This is a genomic window from Streptococcus sp. LMAG:39 (assembly GCF_008680485.1).
GTDB classification, from domain to species: domain Bacteria; phylum Bacillota; class Bacilli; order Lactobacillales; family Streptococcaceae; genus Streptococcus; species Streptococcus pasteurianus.
Window position 1 is genome coordinate 1257155 of the sequence record NZ_NALE01000001.1, and the last position, 20768, is coordinate 1277922.

At 40.3% G+C, this 20768-nt stretch carries 23 protein-coding genes; 4 read left to right on the top strand and 19 right to left on the bottom strand.

Features of this window, described 5'->3' with window-relative positions:
• Position 1: 1 nt before the first annotated feature.
• Genes CCC20_RS06445 through CCC20_RS06455 form a run of 3 tightly spaced genes read left to right on the top strand, consistent with a single transcriptional unit; the run spans position 2 to position 2638 of the window.
• A complete protein-coding gene (locus CCC20_RS06445) occupies positions 2-919 on the top strand; it encodes an ABC transporter ATP-binding protein (protein ID WP_021414783.1) in 918 nt (305 codons plus the stop codon).
• The gene (locus CCC20_RS06450; RefSeq protein WP_004611593.1) at positions 912-1733 is read left to right on the top strand and encodes an ABC transporter permease; all 822 of its coding nucleotides are present in this window, start codon (positions 912-914) and stop codon (positions 1731-1733) included. Before CCC20_RS06445 ends, CCC20_RS06450 begins: the two co-directional genes overlap by 8 nt.
• 26 nt (positions 1734-1759) lie before the next feature.
• Complete coding sequence (locus tag CCC20_RS06455) at positions 1760-2638, top strand: sensor histidine kinase (protein ID WP_021414776.1); 879 nt, start codon at positions 1760-1762, stop codon at positions 2636-2638.
• 37 nt (positions 2639-2675) lie between these two features.
• Here the strand turns inward: CCC20_RS06455 and CCC20_RS06460 are convergent, their stop codons facing one another.
• Both CCC20_RS06460 and CCC20_RS06465 read right to left on the bottom strand, forming a co-directional pair.
• Positions 2676-3029: a hypothetical protein gene (locus tag CCC20_RS06460; RefSeq protein WP_021414777.1), complete on the bottom strand. Its 354-nt coding sequence runs from the start codon at positions 3027-3029 to the stop codon at positions 2676-2678.
• 19 nt (positions 3030-3048) lie between these two features.
• On the bottom strand, positions 3049-3273 hold the full coding sequence (locus CCC20_RS06465) for a sporulation initiation factor Spo0A C-terminal domain-containing protein (protein ID WP_009319960.1): 225 nt from the start codon (positions 3271-3273) through the stop codon (positions 3049-3051).
• A gap of 149 nt (positions 3274-3422) precedes the next feature.
• Between CCC20_RS06465 and CCC20_RS06470 the strand changes: the two genes are divergently transcribed.
• Positions 3423-3785 (top strand): helix-turn-helix domain-containing protein, encoded by a 363-nt coding sequence (locus tag CCC20_RS06470; RefSeq protein WP_021414781.1) that lies wholly within the window; start codon positions 3423-3425, stop codon positions 3783-3785.
• Between the two features lie 55 nt (positions 3786-3840).
• Here CCC20_RS06470 and CCC20_RS06475 read toward each other — a convergent pair whose 3' ends face one another.
• The 17 genes from CCC20_RS06475 to CCC20_RS06555 all read right to left on the bottom strand — a co-directional run bounded on the left by CCC20_RS06475 (position 3841) and on the right by CCC20_RS06555 (position 20729).
• Entirely contained in the window at positions 3841-4752 is a 912-nt protein-coding gene (locus CCC20_RS06475; protein ID WP_095890687.1) for a conjugal transfer protein, read from the bottom strand.
• Positions 4753-4768: 16 nt separating this feature from the next.
• Positions 4769-5776, bottom strand: a complete 1008-nt coding sequence (locus CCC20_RS06480; RefSeq protein ID WP_095890686.1) for a C40 family peptidase — start codon at positions 5774-5776, stop codon at positions 4769-4771.
• Positions 5773-7983, bottom strand: a complete 2211-nt coding sequence (locus tag CCC20_RS06485; RefSeq protein ID WP_119362477.1) for a CD3337/EF1877 family mobilome membrane protein — start codon at positions 7981-7983, stop codon at positions 5773-5775. The genes CCC20_RS06480 and CCC20_RS06485 overlap by 4 nt, the downstream gene beginning before the upstream one ends.
• A complete protein-coding gene (gene tcpF / locus CCC20_RS06490; RefSeq protein WP_390137708.1) occupies positions 7983-10436 on the bottom strand; it encodes a conjugal transfer ATPase TcpF in 2454 nt (817 codons plus the stop codon). Before tcpF ends, CCC20_RS06485 begins: the two co-directional genes overlap by 1 nt.
• A complete protein-coding gene (locus CCC20_RS06495; protein WP_111920363.1) occupies positions 10411-10809 on the bottom strand; it encodes a conjugal transfer protein in 399 nt (132 codons plus the stop codon). Before CCC20_RS06495 ends, tcpF begins: the two co-directional genes overlap by 26 nt.
• 117 nt (positions 10810-10926) lie before the next feature.
• Complete coding sequence (locus tag CCC20_RS06500; protein ID WP_445585638.1) at positions 10927-11427, bottom strand: antirestriction protein ArdA; 501 nt, start codon at positions 11425-11427, stop codon at positions 10927-10929.
• A gap of 20 nt (positions 11428-11447) precedes the next feature.
• Positions 11448-11951, bottom strand: a complete 504-nt coding sequence (locus CCC20_RS06505) for an antirestriction protein ArdA (protein WP_117508870.1) — start codon at positions 11949-11951, stop codon at positions 11448-11450.
• The gene (locus CCC20_RS06510; protein WP_117508871.1) at positions 11870-12166 is read right to left on the bottom strand and encodes a conjugal transfer protein; all 297 of its coding nucleotides are present in this window, start codon (positions 12164-12166) and stop codon (positions 11870-11872) included. The genes CCC20_RS06505 and CCC20_RS06510 overlap by 82 nt, the downstream gene beginning before the upstream one ends.
• A gap of 89 nt (positions 12167-12255) precedes the next feature.
• Positions 12256-12915 carry a hypothetical protein gene (locus tag CCC20_RS06515; protein WP_117508872.1) on the bottom strand — a complete coding sequence of 220 codons (660 nt, stop codon included), beginning with the start codon at positions 12913-12915 and terminating at the stop codon, positions 12256-12258.
• 100 nt (positions 12916-13015) lie between these two features.
• Positions 13016-13237 carry a hypothetical protein gene (locus CCC20_RS06520; protein WP_002323342.1) on the bottom strand — a complete coding sequence of 74 codons (222 nt, stop codon included), beginning with the start codon at positions 13235-13237 and terminating at the stop codon, positions 13016-13018.
• A gap of 21 nt (positions 13238-13258) precedes the next feature.
• Complete coding sequence (locus CCC20_RS06525; RefSeq protein WP_117578419.1) at positions 13259-13372, bottom strand: DUF3789 domain-containing protein; 114 nt, start codon at positions 13370-13372, stop codon at positions 13259-13261.
• A gap of 12 nt (positions 13373-13384) precedes the next feature.
• Complete coding sequence (gene mobT / locus CCC20_RS06530) at positions 13385-14581, bottom strand: MobT family relaxase (protein ID WP_119362474.1); 1197 nt, start codon at positions 14579-14581, stop codon at positions 13385-13387.
• A gap of 183 nt (positions 14582-14764) precedes the next feature.
• On the bottom strand, positions 14765-16150 hold the full coding sequence (locus CCC20_RS06535; RefSeq protein WP_445585637.1) for an FtsK/SpoIIIE domain-containing protein: 1386 nt from the start codon (positions 16148-16150) through the stop codon (positions 14765-14767).
• Positions 16151-16232: 82 nt separating this feature from the next.
• Entirely contained in the window at positions 16233-16649 is a 417-nt protein-coding gene (locus CCC20_RS06540) for a 2-thiouracil desulfurase family protein (protein ID WP_117508783.1), read from the bottom strand.
• Positions 16650-16718: 69 nt separating this feature from the next.
• Positions 16719-17108 (bottom strand): YdcP family protein, encoded by a 390-nt coding sequence (locus tag CCC20_RS06545; RefSeq protein ID WP_009319862.1) that lies wholly within the window; start codon positions 17106-17108, stop codon positions 16719-16721.
• A 15-nt stretch (positions 17109-17123) separates the two neighbouring features.
• Positions 17124-17450: a YdcP family protein gene (locus CCC20_RS06550; protein ID WP_004843348.1), complete on the bottom strand. Its 327-nt coding sequence runs from the start codon at positions 17448-17450 to the stop codon at positions 17124-17126.
• 234 nt (positions 17451-17684) lie between these two features.
• Positions 17685-20729 (bottom strand): SrtB-anchored collagen-binding adhesin, encoded by a 3045-nt coding sequence (locus CCC20_RS06555; protein WP_287179723.1) that lies wholly within the window; start codon positions 20727-20729, stop codon positions 17685-17687.
• Between the last annotated feature and the right edge of the window lie 39 nt (positions 20730-20768).

The following is a 20768-nucleotide window of genomic DNA, read 5'->3' on the forward strand; positions in this document are numbered from 1 at the left end:
AATGACAAAATTTATATGCGAAACAAAAAATCTAAGCAAAAAATATAAAGATTTCTATGCTTTAAAGAATGTGAACTTAACTATTCCAAAAGGAGAAATCTACGGTCTTGTAGGCGAAAATGGGGCAGGAAAAACAACTCTAATCCGATTATTAACGGGACTTAATTTTAAGAGTGAGGGAGAAATAATCCTGTTTGGACATACAGATAATCTGCAATATGAAAGGACAAAAATCGGTTGCACGATTGAAATGCCTGCATTATACAAGGATATGACCGCTTCACAAAATTTAGAGGTGCAAAGGATACAGCGTGGTATTCCAAACAAAGAGTGTATTGCCGATACTTTAGAGTTGATAGGTTTATCCAATGCTGGTAAAAAAAGAGTGGCAAACTTTTCTTTGGGAATGAAACAAAGGCTTGCTTTAGGTGTTGCATTATTAGGTGAGCCAGAATTTTTGATTTTGGACGAACCCGTCAACGGACTTGACCCAACGGGAATTATTGAATTAAGAGAACTTCTTAAAAAATTAGTAAAAGAACGAGAGGTAACGATTTTAATATCCAGCCATATATTAAGTGAATTACATCAGCTTGCTACCTGTTACGGATTTCTTCATAAAGGAGAACTTTTGAAACAAATTTCTGCCGAAGAATTGAACGAAGAATGTAAACGCCATATTTGTTTAAGGACAGATAATATCCAAAAAACCACTCTTTTATTAGAGCAAAAGGGAAATATTAACAATTACTCCGTTTACCCCGATAATTCTATTCGGATATTCGAGTGCTTAGATAATGTAAGAATGATTTCTAAATTACTATCCAGTAACGGAGTTATTATTGATGAAATTTCTGTGCAAGGAGAAAATTTGGAAACATACTTTGAAAATCTAATAGGGGGACGAAAAAATGTTTAATCAAATAAGAGCAGAATTTTATAAGTTATTTCATACAAAGGCATTGTACTTAACCTTTGCTTTGATTTTAGCAGTCTTTGGAATTTTCTCCATAGGCGGTCAGCAACAATTTGTGGCATCAAGTTCAAGTTTAGACGAAACATGGAAAATAGGAGAAACTGTTGGATTTCTTGCTCGTGCTTATAGCGATACAGCACACCCATTGATTGAAGAAATAATAAGGACAGCCACATCTTATACTGTATTTTTCTGGCTGATTGTTCTTATATTTTCTGTCATTTTCTTTTCAAGAGAATATACGGATTCAACAATTAAAATTGCAATCGCAAGCGGACAAAGCCGAATTAAGTTTTTTGTTGCGAAATATATTGTGATTTCGATTACCAGTATATTTCTATACTTTTCATTTATTATGATTGCATTTATAATAGAATGTGCGAAATTTAATATTCCAATACAACTGTTTCCTATGCTGAAAATTGCAGGACTAAATTGTATGATTATGGGAGCATTTATCGGAATTACACTTATGTTATGTGTAATATTCAAACATACGGCAATCGTTGTAGGTGCTATGTCATTGTTTACATTTAGCGGACCGCTTATCTATATGATGACATGGGATAATATGTCAACTCAATCATGGAGAGTTCTAACATACTTAAAAATAAATCCTATGTATTACTGGATGAATACCTGTTCTTATAATATGATAAATAATTTAGAAATCAATATTTTGATTTATTTCGTGGGAACTGTAATTATTACATTTCTTGTTTCAGCATTGATACTAAGAAAGCAAGAAATACGCTAATCATAACAGAAAGGGGAAATGCGAATATGTTATATTTCTTATTGATTTGCTTTATCTTCATATTAGCATTTTCCTTATTCTCTATTATCAGAACAATTCGCAACATAAATAAGCAAATAAAGCAACAACGGAAAATACGAGTATCTTTATCAAATAGGGACATTGAAGAATTAGCTTATGCAATCAATCAAAAAGATAATCTACATAAAAAATTACAGGTTCAAATTAAGCAGGAAGAAGAACAGTTAAAACAGTCTATATCTAATATAAGCCACGATTTAAGAACACCTTTGACATCTATACAGGGCTATTTAACACTTCTGCAAGAATGTGAAGATAAACAGGAACAAGGACAATACATTAAAATCATTAAGGCAAAAACAGATTATCTCACGGATTTAGTACAAGAGTTTTATGATTTATCTGTGATAGAAAATGAGCAAGTTGATGTTGAATGTGAGCGTGTTGACATAAATAGAATTGTTACAGATTGCTTAATTGAAAAGTATTATGAATTTGGAGAAATCCAACCAACCATTCAAACAGAAAATACTCCTGTATGGATATACGGAAATAACCTTATCTGTAAACGAATTATTGAAAATTTAATTGTAAATGCACTTCGTTATTCAGATAATTACATTGAAGTTTCTATCAATCAAAAAGGAGTGTTCACAATTAAAAATTCAACAAAATCCCTTGATGATATTGATGTAAACTTATTATTTAACAAGTTTTATACTGTTGATAAATCACGCACCAAAGGAAGTTCTGGTCTGGGCTTGTATATTGTAAAGGAATTGCTGAAAAAGATTGACGGTAAAATTGAAAATGTAAGTTACGAAAAAAATATTTTGTCTGTTAGCATTTGTTTTCCCTTGTATAATGATAAAAAGTTACTGTGATCAGAACATCTGAATACAGTAACTTTTTTTAGTAGCTTTAACTCTCTTTTATAAGTTTTTCAAAATATTCTCTTTTCTTCTCTGGAAGTTGATTTAAAAATTCTTCCAGCCATTTTTCTTCTTCTTCCAAAATTCTCTCGTCCTCATAATACTCTGGATATTCCAAATATATTTCATTTTCTCTTTCTTCTCGTTCTTCGTCAGCTTGTGCTAAGTCCATATATTTTCCAATAAGGAATTGAAGATATTGACTATACCCAAGAGAACTAACTAAATAAGTAATTCGTTCATAGTCTTTCAATGTCATTTCTCTCTTTCCAGTTAAAAGGTCATAGTCATAAGAAGAACAAACTTCCAAAAATTCCTGTTCCTGCGTTTCTGCTTTTTTCATTGTTCACGCTCCGTATTTACTAAAATTTTAAATTCTTGCTAACTACACAAATAAATTCTTCTGGACTGGGTATCTTATTTCCAAATAAACGTTGAAATTCCGCTTGCTTGTTTGGGTCATCACTATTTCTAGCTTCATCAATAGCATACTGCATTTCTCTGCGAATTTCAGATACCGAACAGCCATTTGTTTTAGCCATTCTTTTTATAAGCTCTTTGCTATCCTTTTTACGAAATCTTAACATATAAACATACCCCCTTTGCGTTTATATTCTTCCATATTTTAAACTTTTTAGTCCGAATATATACTGTATAAATTATTCATTTACACAGAGTATTATATTACACTCTGCGAATGGTTACAATATAAAAAAGCAGGAAAGGAGAGGAAACTGTGGAAGTTGATTACAAAGCAATCGGACAGCGTATTAAAATTGCAAGAATTAAAAAGGGCGTAACACAAGAAACCGTTGCCGACCTTATAGACATTACACCAGCTCACATGAGTAATGTAGAAACAGGAAAAACAAAAGTCAGTTTGCCAACCTTGATTGCGATTGCCAATGCACTTTCTGTATCAGTCGATACTCTTTTATGCGATAATGTGATTGCTTCTAAAATCGTTTTTGAAAAAGAAGCAAACGATATTTTTTCAGACTGTGATGAATACGAAGTACGTTTCTTAGTAGATTTAATGAAGTCTGCTAAAATAGCGTTTCGTAAAGACAAGAATATACGCAATCAATTTCAAAAATAACCGTAGCTGTAAAGCACATAAATGTGTATTACAGGCTACGGTCTTTTTATATCATTTATCCTACAATCTTCCAGTTACTATCCTTATGTAGTACAAGCTCATACTGTGATACCTGCGTCGCCTTTGTCTGATTATCAAGGAATTTCACGGCTACTTTAACTTTTACATTGTCCCTGTCCTTTGTAAAGATAGGGTTTACCAATTCAGAATACAGATAGTCCCTGCCGATAGGTTCAAGCACATTTCCAGATACATAATAGGCAAGTTCTTTTTCTGTGGCTGTTGGATAGAGCTTAAAAAATGTTTCCAGAAAAGAGGTAGCGTCGTTGACGGTATCAGCGTCTACACTTGCGTCTGCTTCTGGCGTCTTAGGCTCATAGTCTGATTTTTCAACTGCTGGTGCAAGGGTAGGGTTCTGAACGATTACCATATCCCCGTCAGCGTCTACATGGACTTTTACAGTATAGGTCGCTTTCACGTTGCTTGTCTGTTCTCCCTCTTTTATCTGCTGATCTACTTCGTAGGTAGCAGATAAAGTGTCTGTTCCCGACTGTTCGATATGCCACACAATCACATCTGTAACTGTGGAGCTGGTCGGTATATCGGTTCTGATTGTATCTATATTCAAGTCCTGCAATTCCTTTGTCAGATAACCGCTGATTGCCTGCGTCCTTGCTTCAATCGTTTCTTTGCTGTTATTCCATGTGTAATAGGACTTCGCAAAGTTCTTCACGAAATTTTCTATCCCGTTGGTGTCCTGCAAGCGAAGTTCAATGATTTCTTTTTCATGGGTGGTGTGCTGGTCGATAGCAGTAAAATTCTTATACACTCCAAAGCTCACGCTTGCGATAAGCACCACCCACAACGCAATCACGGTTTTCTTATGTGTGCCTACCTTGACAGTACGCACCTTTTTTTCTTTTGGTTCTTTGATAGTTTCTGTCTGTTTCTTATTCTTCTTAAACATATTTTTCAAGTCCTTTCTATTGTTTTACTCGTCCTGCACCGATTAAGTGCTGTTGCCAGTAACTACTACTTAGGTCTGCATATCCTATCGGGTCGCCTGCATGGTACATCTGGTTATTTCCTACATAAATGCCGACGTGGGTTACATACGAACCAGCGTTATAGGTAGAATGGAAAAACACCAAGTCCCCAGCCTTTGCCTGCGAGAGTGGAAGATGTTGGGTAGCGTCATACTGTGCTTGTGCTGTTCTCGGCAAGGAGATACCAGCTTTTCCATAGCACCATTGCACAAGTCCGCTACAATCAAAGGAAGTGTTCGGGTTACTGCCACCATACACATACTTCCAGCCTTGATATTTCAACGCTTCATTCATAATCGCTTGTGCCGTCGCATTATCAAAGTGTGCCACGGTCAGATATTGATTGACTAATTCCACATAGAACATATTTCCATAGCCATACCGCCAGCCCCCATTCTTCGCAACGGCTATCGGGTTGGTGTAGGTTACTTTCTTTCCACCCGATTTCTCACGGGCGAAGCTCTCTGCAAGATTAAAAGTGTGTTTTTTTCCTTTTCCTGCCACATATCCCACATAGCCACCGCCATAATTATAGGACTGTATCGCTACATTCAAATCGTCGATACCTTGATTTTTGCAGGAAGAAAGCAGGGACGCAAAATACTTACACCCCTGCTTGATTGAGCTTTCCGTATCTAAGGAATTAGGCGGTAAACCAAGACTTTCCGAACTCTGCATAACATCTTCTGCCATACCGCCACTTTCTACTTGAATGATAGCAAGTAGCACATTGACATACTCGGAAATGCCGTATTCTCTGGCGTATTTTTCCACCATAGGCTGATGTTTCAAGACTTCTGCGGATAAGTTCATACCCGTAATGCCAGAAGAAAAATTGCTGTTCTCGTCGTCGCTGTCCGCACTAATCAATACCCCAAAGAAAAGCACCAGAGAAAAGAGGATAGGAAACAGGCTACCAATGAGAGCGATATGTTTCAGTTTCATTTTTTCTTCTGCCCTTTCTTCGTTACAAGGTTACGGGTTTTCTCTGTGGTTTGCTGGTTCTTCTGGACGCTCTGGGTCTGCTGAACCTTTGTCCTGCGGTCTTTGATGTAATTCTGGCGTGTTTCCTGCGATACCACTTTTTCTACATTCTGCCTATGTACTGTTTGTGTAGGCTGGGTCGCTTTTCTATCAGAAGCACCAGAAGATAACGGACGCTCTTTGATAACATTTGTCTTGACTGGCTCACTTGCTTTTGAAGTAGTCGCTGTGGCAGGACGTTTGACTTCCTGCGTTTTTTCCGCACTCGGCTTTGAAGCTGTGGCTGGTCGCTCATGGGGACGGGTAGCTCCCGTTGTCGCTGAGCCGTCAGCCTTTCGCTGTGCCTGCCTTGCTTCTTGTGCCTTTTGAAGCTCCATACGCTTGTCAGCGATATTTTGTCTATGCTGTTCCTGCTTTTCCAATCGTCCCGTCTGTCTGGACTGCTGTTCCTGAACCATTCCACGCTTAAAGTCGGACACGCTGGACTTTGCCTTTTCCTTTGCGGAATACACCGCATAAGCGGTCTGTGTCGGCATATCCTTGATATTCTCTTTGACAGCATTTGCCTTGTCTTTCACTTTATTTTTTGTATCTAAGACAGCACCCACCTTTGAGCCTGCACGATTTCCAAAACTGGAAGAAGTGTTGCTTCGTGAAAATGTACGTTTATCTTTTTGAGGATTACTCCTTGAAGAACCATTACCCGATAGCATAGCTCCCGTAACTGCACCCGTGCCAGCTCCAACCATACTTCCATGACTAACAGCTCTAGCCATACGTCGCTCCATTCTTCTAGCTCTATGTCGCATAAACAGATATGGTCTGCGGAATATCCTGCGTCCCATGTTTTGACTGTCGCCAGCGTTCAAAGAGAACATATTCATTAAGTCGCCTAACTTGATAAAGATACCTGCGAAACACACTATCTGTAAGAACGCCACCATAAAAAACGGGTAATCTTTGGAGATGTTATAAAACATACTGGAAATACTGAACGCCACCGTTACAATGAGTGTAATTCCTGCCCGTGTCATTATGGTATTAAACACCCTCACGATTGCCTGCTTTGCCAGATTTTCTTGACTGGGTATCATGGAAAGAAGAAAACTGATAGGTAAAAACATTGAAAAGATAATAAAAAGTATCTGGCTTAACATCATTATCCCCGTCAGTAAGAATACAAAGATTGTGATACCTATATTAAAAATGAATAGGAAGAACACCATGCCTAAACGGTTCACGACCTGCGGTATCGTCAGATTGTTGTTGTCATTGTCCTCGATTTCTGTTTTCACAACTTCTTCTCTGGTTTTCCCGTCCTCGTCCTCTGGACTTGCCGATACGAGAGCGTCCACACGGTCTGTCCCGATTTCCTCTGCATTGCTGTTACCGAATTGCAGAAGTAGCCACGGCTGTTCCACTTGAATAGAAAATAAGCTGTCCCGTATCAAGTCCACGCTGTCCTTGCCCTCGCTGTCAGAGTTGGGGAGCATGATTTTTGTTCCCAAGTCAAGTGAAGCGGTACTGATGTCTGATGAAAATTCATTTATCTTCTTGATGTAGTCGGGGGCATAGGCAATAAAAGAAGCCGACAGCACGAACACCACAAGAAAATTGATAACTGCTTGAACCGCTTTGCTGGTTTCTCTTTTTATCAATCCCGTATAGGCAACATAAATACCAATGATTAAAATTATCAGTAATAGAGAACCTACATAAAATCCCGTACTCCCGAAGCCATTCTCGGTAACACCTGCAAGGGTCTGTATGCTCTTTCCGATACTGTCTGCCATATCGTTGATAAAATCAAGTTTATAGGCTTCCTGCACCACATAGCCCGTGGCATTGCTTAAATAAAGGCTTATCGTCCAGACAAAGTTGGTAATACAGTAAAGCCCGTACTGCACCGATTTTCCGATACCGTCCAGCCAGTTCCACGGAAGCCACGACCAGCTATTATCTACATAAAAATCAAGCTGGTAATTCGATAGCGGATATTTTGAGTAAAGATTTTCTGCGTTTATGGTATCGTCCACGAGCCCCGTCGCATGAGCCACCGTCCCCAGAAGTGAAAGCAGGATAAGGGAGAGTACCACGACAAACAGAGCCATTTTGAGAAAGTGAAAAATCTTCTTTTTTGTGAACGCACCTTTTATCCTTTCTTTCATCACTCCACCTCATTTCTCTGCACGGGCGGTCTTGTATCAAAGGCGTGTAGCAGTTCTTCAAAGACGGGGTGTATCTGCACCACACCGACACGCCCGTATAAGTCCTGCAATAAGCATTGTCCGTTCTCTAAATCACGCAAGCGTTTCTGGTTGTTTTCGTCGTCCTTGTCAATGCCGAAAAATTCTAAGGTCTGTTTTATCTCGTTGATGTCGGTACTACGAAAGGCAAACTTCAAACCGATATTGTTTTTCAGACTTTCCTTTGATACGTCGCCAGAGGATTGTGTAACGAAATAAACGCCTGCCTGCATAGCTCGCCCAGCACGAACCAGCTTGTTAGAGAGCGTTTCTCCTTGTGCCACATTTAAGAACGCCCACGCTTCGTCAAGGTCTACGATTTTGAAGATAGAACGGTCGCTGTGAATGAAGTCGAGTGCAAAGGTACTAATCACAATCAGCATAGACACCGACAATAATTCAATGGTCGTGTATTCCTCAAAAGTGGTATCTTTATCTGGCAGTACAAGGTCGGCTACTTGAATGATATTGAGCTGATTATCTAAACTGATAGCATTTTCCACCGTACCGTCTGAAAACAGCAGGTGTGCAAAGTCGTAGTCCGTGAAGCTGTCGATATGGTCTGCGATATTTCTTGATACTGGCGTATCTTCACGGCGAAGCTCATCTATCACATGGAGCAAGCCCCGACTGTCGCTCTGGGTAACGGAGCGAACCGCTTTTCGTAATACGGGGAATTTTTCGCCGTCCCTAGAGGAAATACCCGTAAGGAATGTCAAGATGTCGATTGCCAGACTTTCAGCGTCCTTAACATTCTTCATAATCACGAATGGGTCAAGAAGTCCTGCATTGTCTTTATCGCTGGTTAGGTTTACGATATTGATTTCATGGGCTATCTCTGGGAGCGTTTCTTTCCAGTTGCCACGCTCTGATTTTGGGTCTAAGATAACCGCTTGTCCCCCAAAGAGAACCGAATAATACACCAGAAGATTGTTGCAGAACGATTTTCCACCGCCAAGCGAACCAACAAAAGCAGAAGCAAGGGCATTTGTAACTGTTCCTTTTACGCCCTGCGAAGCTAAAGACGGTTGCAGGTACACATTTCTTCCCGTATCAACGGAATAGCCCATATAGATACCCGTAGTTTCCCCTAACTGCTGTGTCGCACCAAAACCAAGTCCTGCCAAGAAGTCTGATTTTACATACTGCACATAATCATTGATATATCGCTTGCTGGCTGGAAGAAATTCAGAATGAAGCCCCAGCATATCCCCAGCAGGACGCACCAGCTTTACATTGAGGTCGTCGTAAAAGTCTTTGACTTCATCACAACGGCGTTTCAGCTCGTCAAGATCGGGTGCAGACACCCGTATCACGTAGCTTAACTTATACATACTTTCTTTTGTCTGGTCTAAATCTGTTTCCAGCTCGTCCACGCTGTCTAAAGCGTCCACCACATTTGAGCTGGTTTCACTTCCTGCTTGATAAGCGTGATTGTCAAGGTCTTTCAATTCCTTTTTCTTATTTCTTACTGTGGTAAGAGCCTTTCTGTTCTCCACGATTTCTACATTCATAGAAGTATCAACGGGGAATGTGAATTGCTGTTGCTGGAAATAGAAGATTTCACTTGACGGAAAATCAAGCTCGCCTACAATCGCATTGACGGTAAAATAGGACACATAGCTTTCCTTATCCTCATGTTCCAATCGTAAATACCGCTGGCTTTCCTCAATCACACACCTTGTCGGACGGATAAGGTCGTAGTATTTTATCAGCGTTTCTTTGTTCAATTTCTTCTTTGGTAGCTGGTACTCATAATCTTCATAAGCGATACCGTCCCTGCCGTAAAGATGTTCCATGAGATACCCAAAATCATTGATTTCCAAGCGACGCACCTTAAAGCGACGGGAGATTTTATTTTCCAGTAACTTTTCCATTTTCATGTAACGGTTGATTTCATCATTCGGCATGGAAACAAAGTCATTCATCAACGTGTGGTTCACTTCATGGAGAAATTCCGTGAATGTCAGCCACGCCGATTTTTTGATGTTCTTCAGATTGAGCTGTTCTTCCGTAACCATCAGCTTAAAGCCAAGAAAAAAGCGGTAGTCCACTTGATTGTCCCCAATCATAGATACTAACGCTTCGGTCTGCTCGTCTATCTTCTGGCAGGCAACTTCCTTTAATTTTCCCGTTACCAGTTTCTTTGACTGTTCCTGCATACTGCGGATTGAGCTTTCCGTCGCTATCTGCAAGGCATGAATTTTACCCTCACGGGACTGTGCGATAAGCTGTCGGAAACTGTCATGCACGATAAATTTCTGCTCTGCGGATAAGAAAGAATAGTTGTACGGTATCAATTCATAGTAAGCAAACACCTCATTGTCCTTGTTCCAGACAAGGTTATTGTCAATATATTTTATCGGGAACATAATTCACACTCCTTACTGCCGTGATTGTTTCATTCAATATCTGCTTATGCAGTTTTACGGCTTTTCCTGCATAAGTGATTTTCGGTCTTATCGCATAGGTTATCTGTGATTTCAAAAAGCTGTACGGCTTCTTTCCGTCAAAGGTCTTTTGCGACATAAACCAAGTGAGAGCAACGGGAATACCAAAGTATTTGAGAAATGCTCCCTCAATCATGGAAAGTGGGGGAATATCCCCAAACAGAATGATGATAAATTCCGTAATCACAAACCATGTAATCTGTGTAAAAGTAACGGGAAAGGGTAAGTTAAAGTCATTGATTGCATACAAGACTTTTTCCACGTTCCAGATACCCGTGTAGCTTTTAATCTTTTTCAAGTTCTTTCAGCTCCTTTCGTAAATTTCTAAATGGAAAAGGACAGCCATTTTCAGACTGTCCCTTAAAAGAGAAATATGCTGTCAGTAGCAACAATGCTTGTCGCTGATCTTCCAGCGTTAGTATGGTATCTCGCACATACCTCGGCTTGTTTCAATGAAGCAACCGCCCATATCCAAATCTCGCCCGTAGGCTTCATAGTCAATGTAGTTCTGCAAGCTGGGTGGAATATCCCCTAGTGCCTGCAATTCGTCTATGTAGTAGTAGGCAACATCTGTCATGGTTTCACAGTCGGGATAATAATAAATATCGTCCTTGTGTTCCACGACTTCTTCCAGCGTCCCAAAGTGGCTGATAAATTCGTCCAGACACTCTACGATATAGTCGGGAAGTTCCTCTATCATTTCATACATATCATTGAGTTCTTCAATGGAAACATACTCGCCAATCGCAATCGGGAAGTTGTCGGTATCATGGATTGCGTATTCCTCATACTGTTCATTTAAGCCGATTTTTTCTTTTACATCTTCCTCGTCAATGGGGAACGTGAACCAAGCACCGACTAAATAGCCCTCATTGTATTTGCCAAGATTAGCAATGTAAACCGCCATATCATCAATCATAAGCACCACCTCATTTCCTACTCTGACAGTTCAAAGATACCGTGTTCCGTTACTAAAAATTTCCCGTGTTCCTGCAAGTGAGAAGCATAGGCTTCAAAGTCAAAATAGTATTCTTGACAGTCCTCGGATAAATGTTTGAACGTCGGGTCATTCATCAGCTTTTGCCTTGCAACATCTATCATGCTTTTGCAGTCGGGATAAACCGTAATCACGTTCCTGCAAATATAAAGTGCTTCTAAATTTTCATACACCGCAAGAAGTGCTGTATATTCTTCCTGCATATCGCTTGAAAGCTGGCGGTACATAAAATCGAATTCGTTGAGCTGGTACACGCTTGTATGTTCGTGAACTTCATCAGCATAAGGCAACACCTTTTCGATAATGCGGTAATCCCCACTTTCTGCACCGATACCTAACTTTTCTTCAAACTCTGCAACATCTATCGGCAGGTCGAACCAGTATGATATTGTTTCTTCGCCAGTTGTTCCTTTCGTTTCCACCAGCACCCTTGTTTCCTGCATTGTTCCTCACGTCCTTTCTGTTGTTTTATCACATCTTTTATGGTCTGGTACGACATACTAAACACATATTTAGAAAAATCTTCTAACTGTTTTTCTTCATAGTCGGCAGGGTTCAGTCGTTTCATTTCATGCCATACCTTACGCTTGTAAGAGGGCAGGTCAGAAATATAATCACAGCCGACTTTTGACTGCATATTCTTAAAAATATCGTTCATTTCATCACTCCAATCTGAAATTTTGGTAAGAAAAAAGCAGTAAACCGTTATGATTTACTGCTGATATACGTGTTATAAAACCAAAATAATTATAGTGGTTCTTTTCTAAAAGAATCTTCCATGAAATCCATAATTGCGTCGTACATTTTTACAATATCTTGATATTCCAAATAAAGTTGTTTATCTTCTTCACGGTAGCCAATTCCAAACTTATCAAATTTCTCAAAGCCTTTTGTTAGCCTACCACCATTATGAACAACCATGTTTCTAGCGTCACGAATTGTTGTAATGTATTCCCAATTCTTATTTTCATAAAACCCCTTAATATTTACTTCGTTTTTTAGGTATTTAGCGGCTCTTTCTAATCCACTACCTTTTATATCCTTTAACTCTTTTGTAAGATGTTCAGTATCGTGATATATTCGGCAAAGTGTATTTACTGATTCCTCTAATAATGAAACCATTGTTAATAATAAGGAGTATTGTGTTAAAAGGTCTACACGACAACTATGGAGTGAACCACTTGTCATTGCCCAACTTTCTGTTACAAAATCATCATTTTGACGAGCTTGCTGTGCTATATCTCGATAACTTTCAGCTATCGCATCTAAAGCAATTTTGTTATTTTCAATCACACTTCTAAAAGGGTAAAAATCACAATGAGCTAGATATAATGCCATATCACCCGCTTTACTCATATTATAGTATTTCATATCTGGAAATTTTACATCACTATCTATACTACTCATTTTATTCCTCTTTTCTTAGATTATTTGTGTTATAGTATATCATACACCTTTATCTTGTACAAATGAATAAAATAGTTTTTCGACAAAGGAGGAATTTAAATTACGCCCCAATAATCTTATTGAACAGCTCTAACAGTACATCTTTCACACCGCCAGCGTTGAATACCAAACCGACAGCAATCAAGGCAACTACCAAGAAGCCAATGAGCTTTGAAAACTCACGCTTGAACCCTAAGTAGATACCGATAACCACGATCGCCATAAGCACTAAGCTCTGTGCGTTTGATAAAAACCATTGATATAAATTTTGTCCGAAATTCATTTAATTGTCCTCGCTTTCTTTTCATTGTTTCATTTCACAGTCAGCTTCTTTGCCGACATTCAAAATACACATCAAGACTACGCCGATACCCATTCCCATAGATACCAGCAGGAAGTCTTTTACTAATACCCACATTTTTTATCACTCCTAACTTTCCACCAAATCTTTTGCAGGGGTCGTCTGCTGTTTGATTATCATTTCATGCTTTTCTGTGAGCTTTGCCTGCTGTTCGATTGTTTCCATGTAGTCTGTACCGTTTCCCTTATCAATCTTTTTCAGCATTTTCAAGGTTGGTGCTACCTGCCTTTGTACCCAACGCAATGTACGTTCTAAGGTGTAAGGCTCTGGCTTTGTCGTCAGTTTCAAGCTCTGTCTGTTATCGCCGATAAACCAAGCCCAGCGGTCATTGAGCTTCCAGTCATTTTTTCGCTTGTCTGGTTCTTCATCAACAAACCGCACATACTGGTTGATGATAGAAAAAGCAGTCTGTTCTGCGTCATAATAAGTCAACAAATCTCGTACTGCATAATAGGCTCGTTCATTTCTAAGCCGTATCTCAAAACGATTGATAATGTCGGCTTCTTCAAGCGGTGTCCCTAACTTGACGTACTGCTCATAGTCTTTTTCATAGATACAGAAATACACATCTGATTTCAGCGAACCAAGATAAAGTGTACGTCCCATATATTCTCTGTCGTCCTCTCTGTGCTTGATAAGTTCGCCAGACTGGTAAAACTTATAACTTCTGGACTTTCCGATATATTCCCGTTTTCTGCATTTTTCCGCAAGCTCTGGAATATCCAAAATGCCCGTATGGTCGTTGATAGCAAGGTCGATACGTTTCATCACGCCACCGTCTATAAGTGCGTCCATGAGGAAGTCATACCAGCTTCTTTGCTGTGCCAGCAGGTAACTTTCAAACTGTCGGCAACCACGCCCCTTTAATTCTAAAAGGACACCTTTTTCTTCGTCAGCCGACGTATAGATAAAGATGTCCCCTAAAGAATAATGCTCCGCATAACTGTAATGTCCGTAATCTTCATGGAGCATATAATTGATATTCAGTTTTAATATATCTTTGATGATGTGCTGTATATCCAGCGTGGAAAAACGAATTTTCACATAATCAAACAGCATGGTAAGCGGTGCTTCTGGATTGAACCTTGCCAGTTCTTTATGCAGAGTTTCCAGAAGTTCCTTTGACGGCTTCATTTTTCCACTTTCTATCTTGTTGAGATATTCCCTTGTGATACCCGAAGCCACCGCCAGCCTGCCTTGTGAGATACCGTAAGCAATCCGTTTCTCCCGTAATTCTTTTATCCATTGTTCTTCATTCAGAACCATACCCCCAATCTGTAAAGTGTGAAGTTTTTTAAGGCGACTTCACAGTCGATTTTTACTAGAAAACCATGTCAGAAGCCTTATGTTTCCTATGTTTTTTGTCTATTGTCTATTTGCAAACGTACCCCTCTGTTAGATACCGAGGGGTTTTACCTGCTGGCGTGGCTTACGCCACACCAGCAACGGCTAGTCCGTGCCGTCGCCTTTCGCTTCGCACGTCGCCGTCCCGTCCTGCCTTGCTTGTGCAAGAGAGCCGATAGTCTGCAAAAAATCATGTCCTTTCGGGACTAAAGGCGTGTAAAACTCACTGATAACGCTTGTTCCCACATCACAATAGCCACGCCCCTTGATACGCTTCTGAAAAAACTGTTTTTTCACATCTGAACCGAACAGCATACCGTAACCTAATTCGCTGATACGCCCCAAGCCCACACGGAAATTGAAGTTATCTCTGATACCGTCCGAGAAATACTTTGCGTCTGGACGCTGGCAGGCAACGATAAGGAAATAACCTGCTTGTCGTCCTAACATAACGATTTTCTTTAACTGGCTAAGTAAGCTCACACTTTCTTTCGTCCCCAGCATTTCAAAAAATGCTACATATTCATCAAAGATAAGAAAGCAGGGTGGCAGTCCCAGATAGGCATAGTTTTCGCCCGTCTTATAGTTCGGGTGTTGCTTCATTTCCTCACTTCGCTGTACCATGCCCTCATAAAAGGCATTGACACAGTCTATCATTTCTTCTTTGGTGTGATACACATTTCCCATAACTGTTCCTAAGTCTGCTAAGTCCGCATTTTTCGGGTCTAAGATGTAAAGGACAGCGTTAGTATGCAGTAAGGCTTCAATGAGCGTCAGCAGAAAATACGTTTTACCGCCACCAGTCCCACCAGCAATCAGAGCGTGAGGGAGTGCGTCATATTCCCAGACAAGATTTTTCATCAGTCTAAGACAGCCGTTTTCTGCCCGTACTTCATCAATGGTAATGCGGTTCGCTATCATATCATAAAGCAGGGTATATTCGATATAACCGTCATGTAAGGTCTTGTCGGTCAGTTCGCAATACAAGCCACTTTCCAATTTATCCTCTAACCGTAAAAGCTGGTCTTGATATTTCCCCAGCGTAATTTCACAGCGGATATGAAGCAGTCCCTTTTCCATTTGATAATAAATCTTTGGAAACCAGACGATTTTTTCCCTTGATCTGCTTTGCAGGTCAGTAAAAAAACCGCTGTCTTGTACGGTATCAGCTTCATACCACTTATTTTCCAGTACCATTCTTGCCAGCTTTTGACGGTGCAGGAGCTTCTTGAAACCGTCGTAACAAAAGCGGTAATATAGAAAAGCGACCAATGCACAAACACCAGTCGCTATCAGTATGGTTATGAAGTTGTAAGGGGAAAGCGTCAAGCCGTTCTCTAACAAGCTGAAATGCTCCCAATCGGTACACATGAGCTGTTTGATATTGAGTAACAAGAGAACCGCCACGAATACAAACAGAAGCGTCCCTATGGAAAAATGATAGACAAGGTGTTTGTCGCTGGCTCTGATACGGTGTCCTTTGTTCCAAATCTTACGCATAAATCAATCACTCCTTTCTGGGTATGAAAAAAACAGTCAATCCTAAGACTAACTGCTTTTTCATTACTATTCATTAAAAATCTTCTGAGTCCAACACTTTATATCCAGCCTCAATTAACGCTTGTGCAAACAGACCTTGACCTTTTATCAATTTTCCCGTAAAACTACCATCATAAATATTTTTGACTGCACAAGTTGGGCTTCTTGATTGCAGAATAACTAAGTCTATTTCCACACTTTTTATTTCATTTAAAGCCAACTGTACCGCATGACGATATTCCTCATCAACAATATTTCCATTTATATCCATGACAATACCATTTACTATTTCCGCACTAGGACGTGGTGTAGGCATATTCGCTAATAATTCTGGACAAATCTCGATAACCTCTTTGTCTTTTAGAAACTCTACAACTTTCGGATTGAGATTATTCCCACCGTTATATTTGCAGTTTTTTCCCATGATACATGAACTAACTAATACTTTCATAGATAAGCACCTCACAATTTATCCTAATTATATCATTCAACGAATTACCTCACAATAAAAATCTAATCTCTAATTTTGTTTTTTCGGCTGTCCCTGCGTGTTATTATTCTGTGGATTGCCTGCGTTCTGGTTGCCTTTATTCTTCAAGACAATATCCTCTGCCTTTACATACCAGTCCACATCTGCACCACCAAACGTCTTTCTTGATACCGTATCGGCTACGGGATTGACAAGCTCCACGACTGCATTGTAAGGAAATTCCCTTAACGGTACTTCTGGCGGTACAGACACGGGGATAATTCCACCATGCAGACTGCACTTCAAATCATAGATACGCTTTTTAAGCTGGGTACTCGGTGTTCCGTCCTCATTCTGCAAGAACACATCACGCACCGCTGTAAATTTTAATTCTCCAAATGTTTTCTCTTTGTCAATAACAAACCCGTTTGATAATCTCATAAATTCTTCACTCCTTTACTTTTCTTCAACTGCTACAATATCATCAGCAACTAACACATAATCGGTATGTCCCATATCCCCGATTGCATAACCTCTGCCGTATAACTTCGGATTGACAAGTTTTACTTTCTGTTCATACTTGAACTTTTTTTCGCCAGCCTGCACGGGAATTTCTACCACAACATTTTCGCCTTTCTGTACGTCAGAATAAAGGTTATAGCTTCGTCTTGCTAAGACCCTGCGGTTATTTTTATCTCTTTCAAAGACTGGCTCACTTTCGCCTGCAAATTCAAGAGTTCCAAAAGACTGTACCATATCTGGCACGACATATTTCATTTCCATATTGTTTTACCTCGTTTCTTTCTATTTTTGATAAATTGATTGTGATTTCTTATTCTGGCGGTTTGGGAAGTACCAGCAATCCCACAGATAGTAAAGGGTAAAATCAATGCTTACGCACCCTTGACTATCCGTGTTCTTGCAGGTTGTTGGCAGACAAGCCAGAATAAGCGGAAGTCTGCCGTTTGACCGATTCGGCGGAGAGCGTGATTTTTCTTTCTTCATACCGTTACTGCCTTATGATTTCTTCATTTTACGGCGTTTGTAGAAGAAGATACCTGCCAGCCCAGCACCAGAAGTCATAAGAAGTGCAAGCAGTCCGTAAAGGTTGGTGTTATCGCCCGTTTTGGGACTGTCGCTAGGTCTGTTAGGCTTTTCTGGTGTCGGTGGCGTTTCGGGTTTTTCTGGTTCTTCTGACTTTTCCTTAAAGGTAATCGTCTGTCCCTTATCCTCAATATCCTTATGCTCGGTAACTTTCTTCGGCTCGTCTGGATTGCTCAAATCATATAATTCTTCAAAAGTTACAAGCTGTTTGCCGTCAAGAGAAGTAGCGTCAAACGTAAAAGCAACTTCCACTTTCATAGTTTTGCTGTCAGCGGTAAACGTATAATCGCTTTCCACACGCTTTCCATTGATAAGAAGTTCTGCATTTTCTTCTTTCAACATCTGCCAGCCCACAAGTTTGTACTGTGTACCGATTTCTAAGCCCTCTAAGGTTACGGTATCAATGATTGTAACGTCTTTTCCTGCTTCAAGCTCTTTGTTGCCGTCCTTATCGGTAGCGGTCGTATGTATCTTGATGATACGCTCTGTGATAAGTACCGTTTGCCCGTCGTCCTCAATGTCTTTGTGTTCTGCAACTTTTACGGGTTCGTCTGGATTGCTTAAATCATACAATTCTTCAAAGGTAACAAGGTTTTTGCCACCTAAAGCAGACGCATTGAATGTATAGGAAATTTCCACTTTCATTTCCTCATCATCAGCGACAAAGGTATAATCGTTTTCTACACGTTTCCCGTCAATAAGAAGTTCTGCGTTTTCTTCCTTTAACATCTGCCAGCCTTTGAGCTGATATTTTGTGCCTTTTGTAAGTCCGTCCAATTTTACAGTATCAACAATCGTAATCTCTTTTCCTGCAAGGATAGTTTTTTCGCCGTCCTTGCTGGTCGCTGTGGTATGGATAGAAATTTCTTTTTCGTATTCATCAGTCAGCGTTCCTAAATCAATCACAAGGTTATTTCTTGATACCACGATTTCAAAAGGTGGGATAAGTTCAAAGCCTTTGTTACTATCAGAGCGTAATTCTTCAATGATGTAGGTATCATAAGGTAATGCACCCTTGCTGTCGTCTGGTTCAGAAGTTCCAAACCATACACCGTCCTCGCTTGTCTTGCCTGCGTTAGTATTGTGCTTATGTGAAGCCCATTCAGAAGAAGTGGAGAACTGCCCGTTATCATCAGTTACCACAACATGATTTTCGCCCGTTGTCTTGCTTGTGATCCTAAAGGGAACATCAGCAAGACGCTTGTGTGTGCCTGCACCGATTTTTACACCCTCAATATCTCCACGCTTAATCTGATTGTAGATAGAATGGGCTTCGTCGGTTAAGTCCACGATTTTTCCGTTTTCTGTGATTGTAAAATCAATCGGTTTCGCACCGTCAGTTAAGTAACCGTCGAGAGCTTCACTTTCAACGATACGGAAGTTTCCATAAGGTAAAAGGTCAGCAGAAGTAGAAGCGACACCCTCAAGGTCTGTATGAATAGTCTTTACCACTTCATTTTTCTTGTATAACTTGCCCTCAACCAAAACAGAATTATCATTTAAGGAAATGATGTCAAAAGCAGTATCTTTCAAAGTGGCACTTCCTTGTGGCTTTGTATCGCTCGTTTCTAAATCTCGTTTCTGAATTTTCACACCGCCACGGATAACCTTGTCTGATACGGAAAACTGGTTACTTCCAGATAGTACGGCAAGGTCGCCGTCCTCGGTAATCTGTGTTACATATAAGCCCTTAATCTGTTCGGACTTATCGCCAGCCTGCATATATGCACCGTCTAACAAGTAACCGTTTGGAGCTTTTGTTTCCTCAACGGTTAGTGTCCCAAGTGGAAGAACCGCTTTGCCGTCCTGCATATAGAAGCTGTCGCCAGATACCTTGTATGCGTCCGTTAATTTTGTGATGTAATGAGTTGTCCCGTCGCTGTCAGTTTCAGCGATTGTCTTTGTAACCCATGTACGAGTAGCTTCGGCAGGGAGATTGTCTTTGTTATAGAAGCCAGCATAATACTTCCATGTAAATTCCGCACCTGCTAAAGAAGCGTTCCCCTGCGGATTGTCTTTCTGTGTTTCCATATCAATCTTGAAAAGCTCAATCAACGTGTCCGTTACTTTCGGTGTATCTGATACTTTCAAGGTTGCTGTCTTTCCAGCTTCAACCTTTAAGGAATATACAGTTTTATCCACTTTATATCCTGCTGGTGCGGATAATTCCTTGATATAGACTGTGCCTGCTTTTACCTCTACAATATCTGTATTTCCGTTTTCATCAGTCGTAAGGGTGGCAAGCTGTTTCGTGCAGTCCTTATCAGAAAAGACACCGTATGTCGCACCAGCGACAGAGTAATTTCCGTTACCGTCTGTAATGCTGGTATTACTGGAAGTCTTTTGCAGTTTCGCATTTCCGACATTCAGCTTCGCCCAGAATTGTCCCAATTCCTGCCCCTCGCCAGAGTAGATATAACCGCCACATTCATAGCGTCCCTTATTCTCTTTGACAAAGGCTTTTGCACCAGCGAAAACTTCGTCCTGCGTAGCCTTTGGAATTTCATCATAAGAAGCTCGCACGTTATCACATTGCCAGCCAAGATGTACGCTCAATCTCTGCCAGACTACAAGCTGTCTTAAAAGGTAAGCGTGATTTTTGCTTATTCCGCTGTGGCTGTCTGTGTACTGTTTTACATATTCGATAGATAAGGCAACGTCGCTTATCTGGTCGATACTCATGCGTGAGCTTGCGTCAGCTCTGGTCTTGTAGCCATTCTTAAAATCTGTATTGATGTCGATACAGTAAGCGTCCTCGCCCTCAACGGTTAAATGTCCCTCATTAAAGGTAGAACCAATCGAACCGTCATTCATTACTTTTTCAACGATACCGACACGCTCTTTTGACTCCGTCCAGTATTGCTTACTTTCTGCATGAACGGGTGTAGTCGGTAAAGCAGTAACGACAGTTGCAAGAGCTAAGAAGCCCGTACACAATCGTTTCCATGTCTTTTTCATAAATCTAATGCTCCTTTCATTTTGGGTAATAAAATAGCC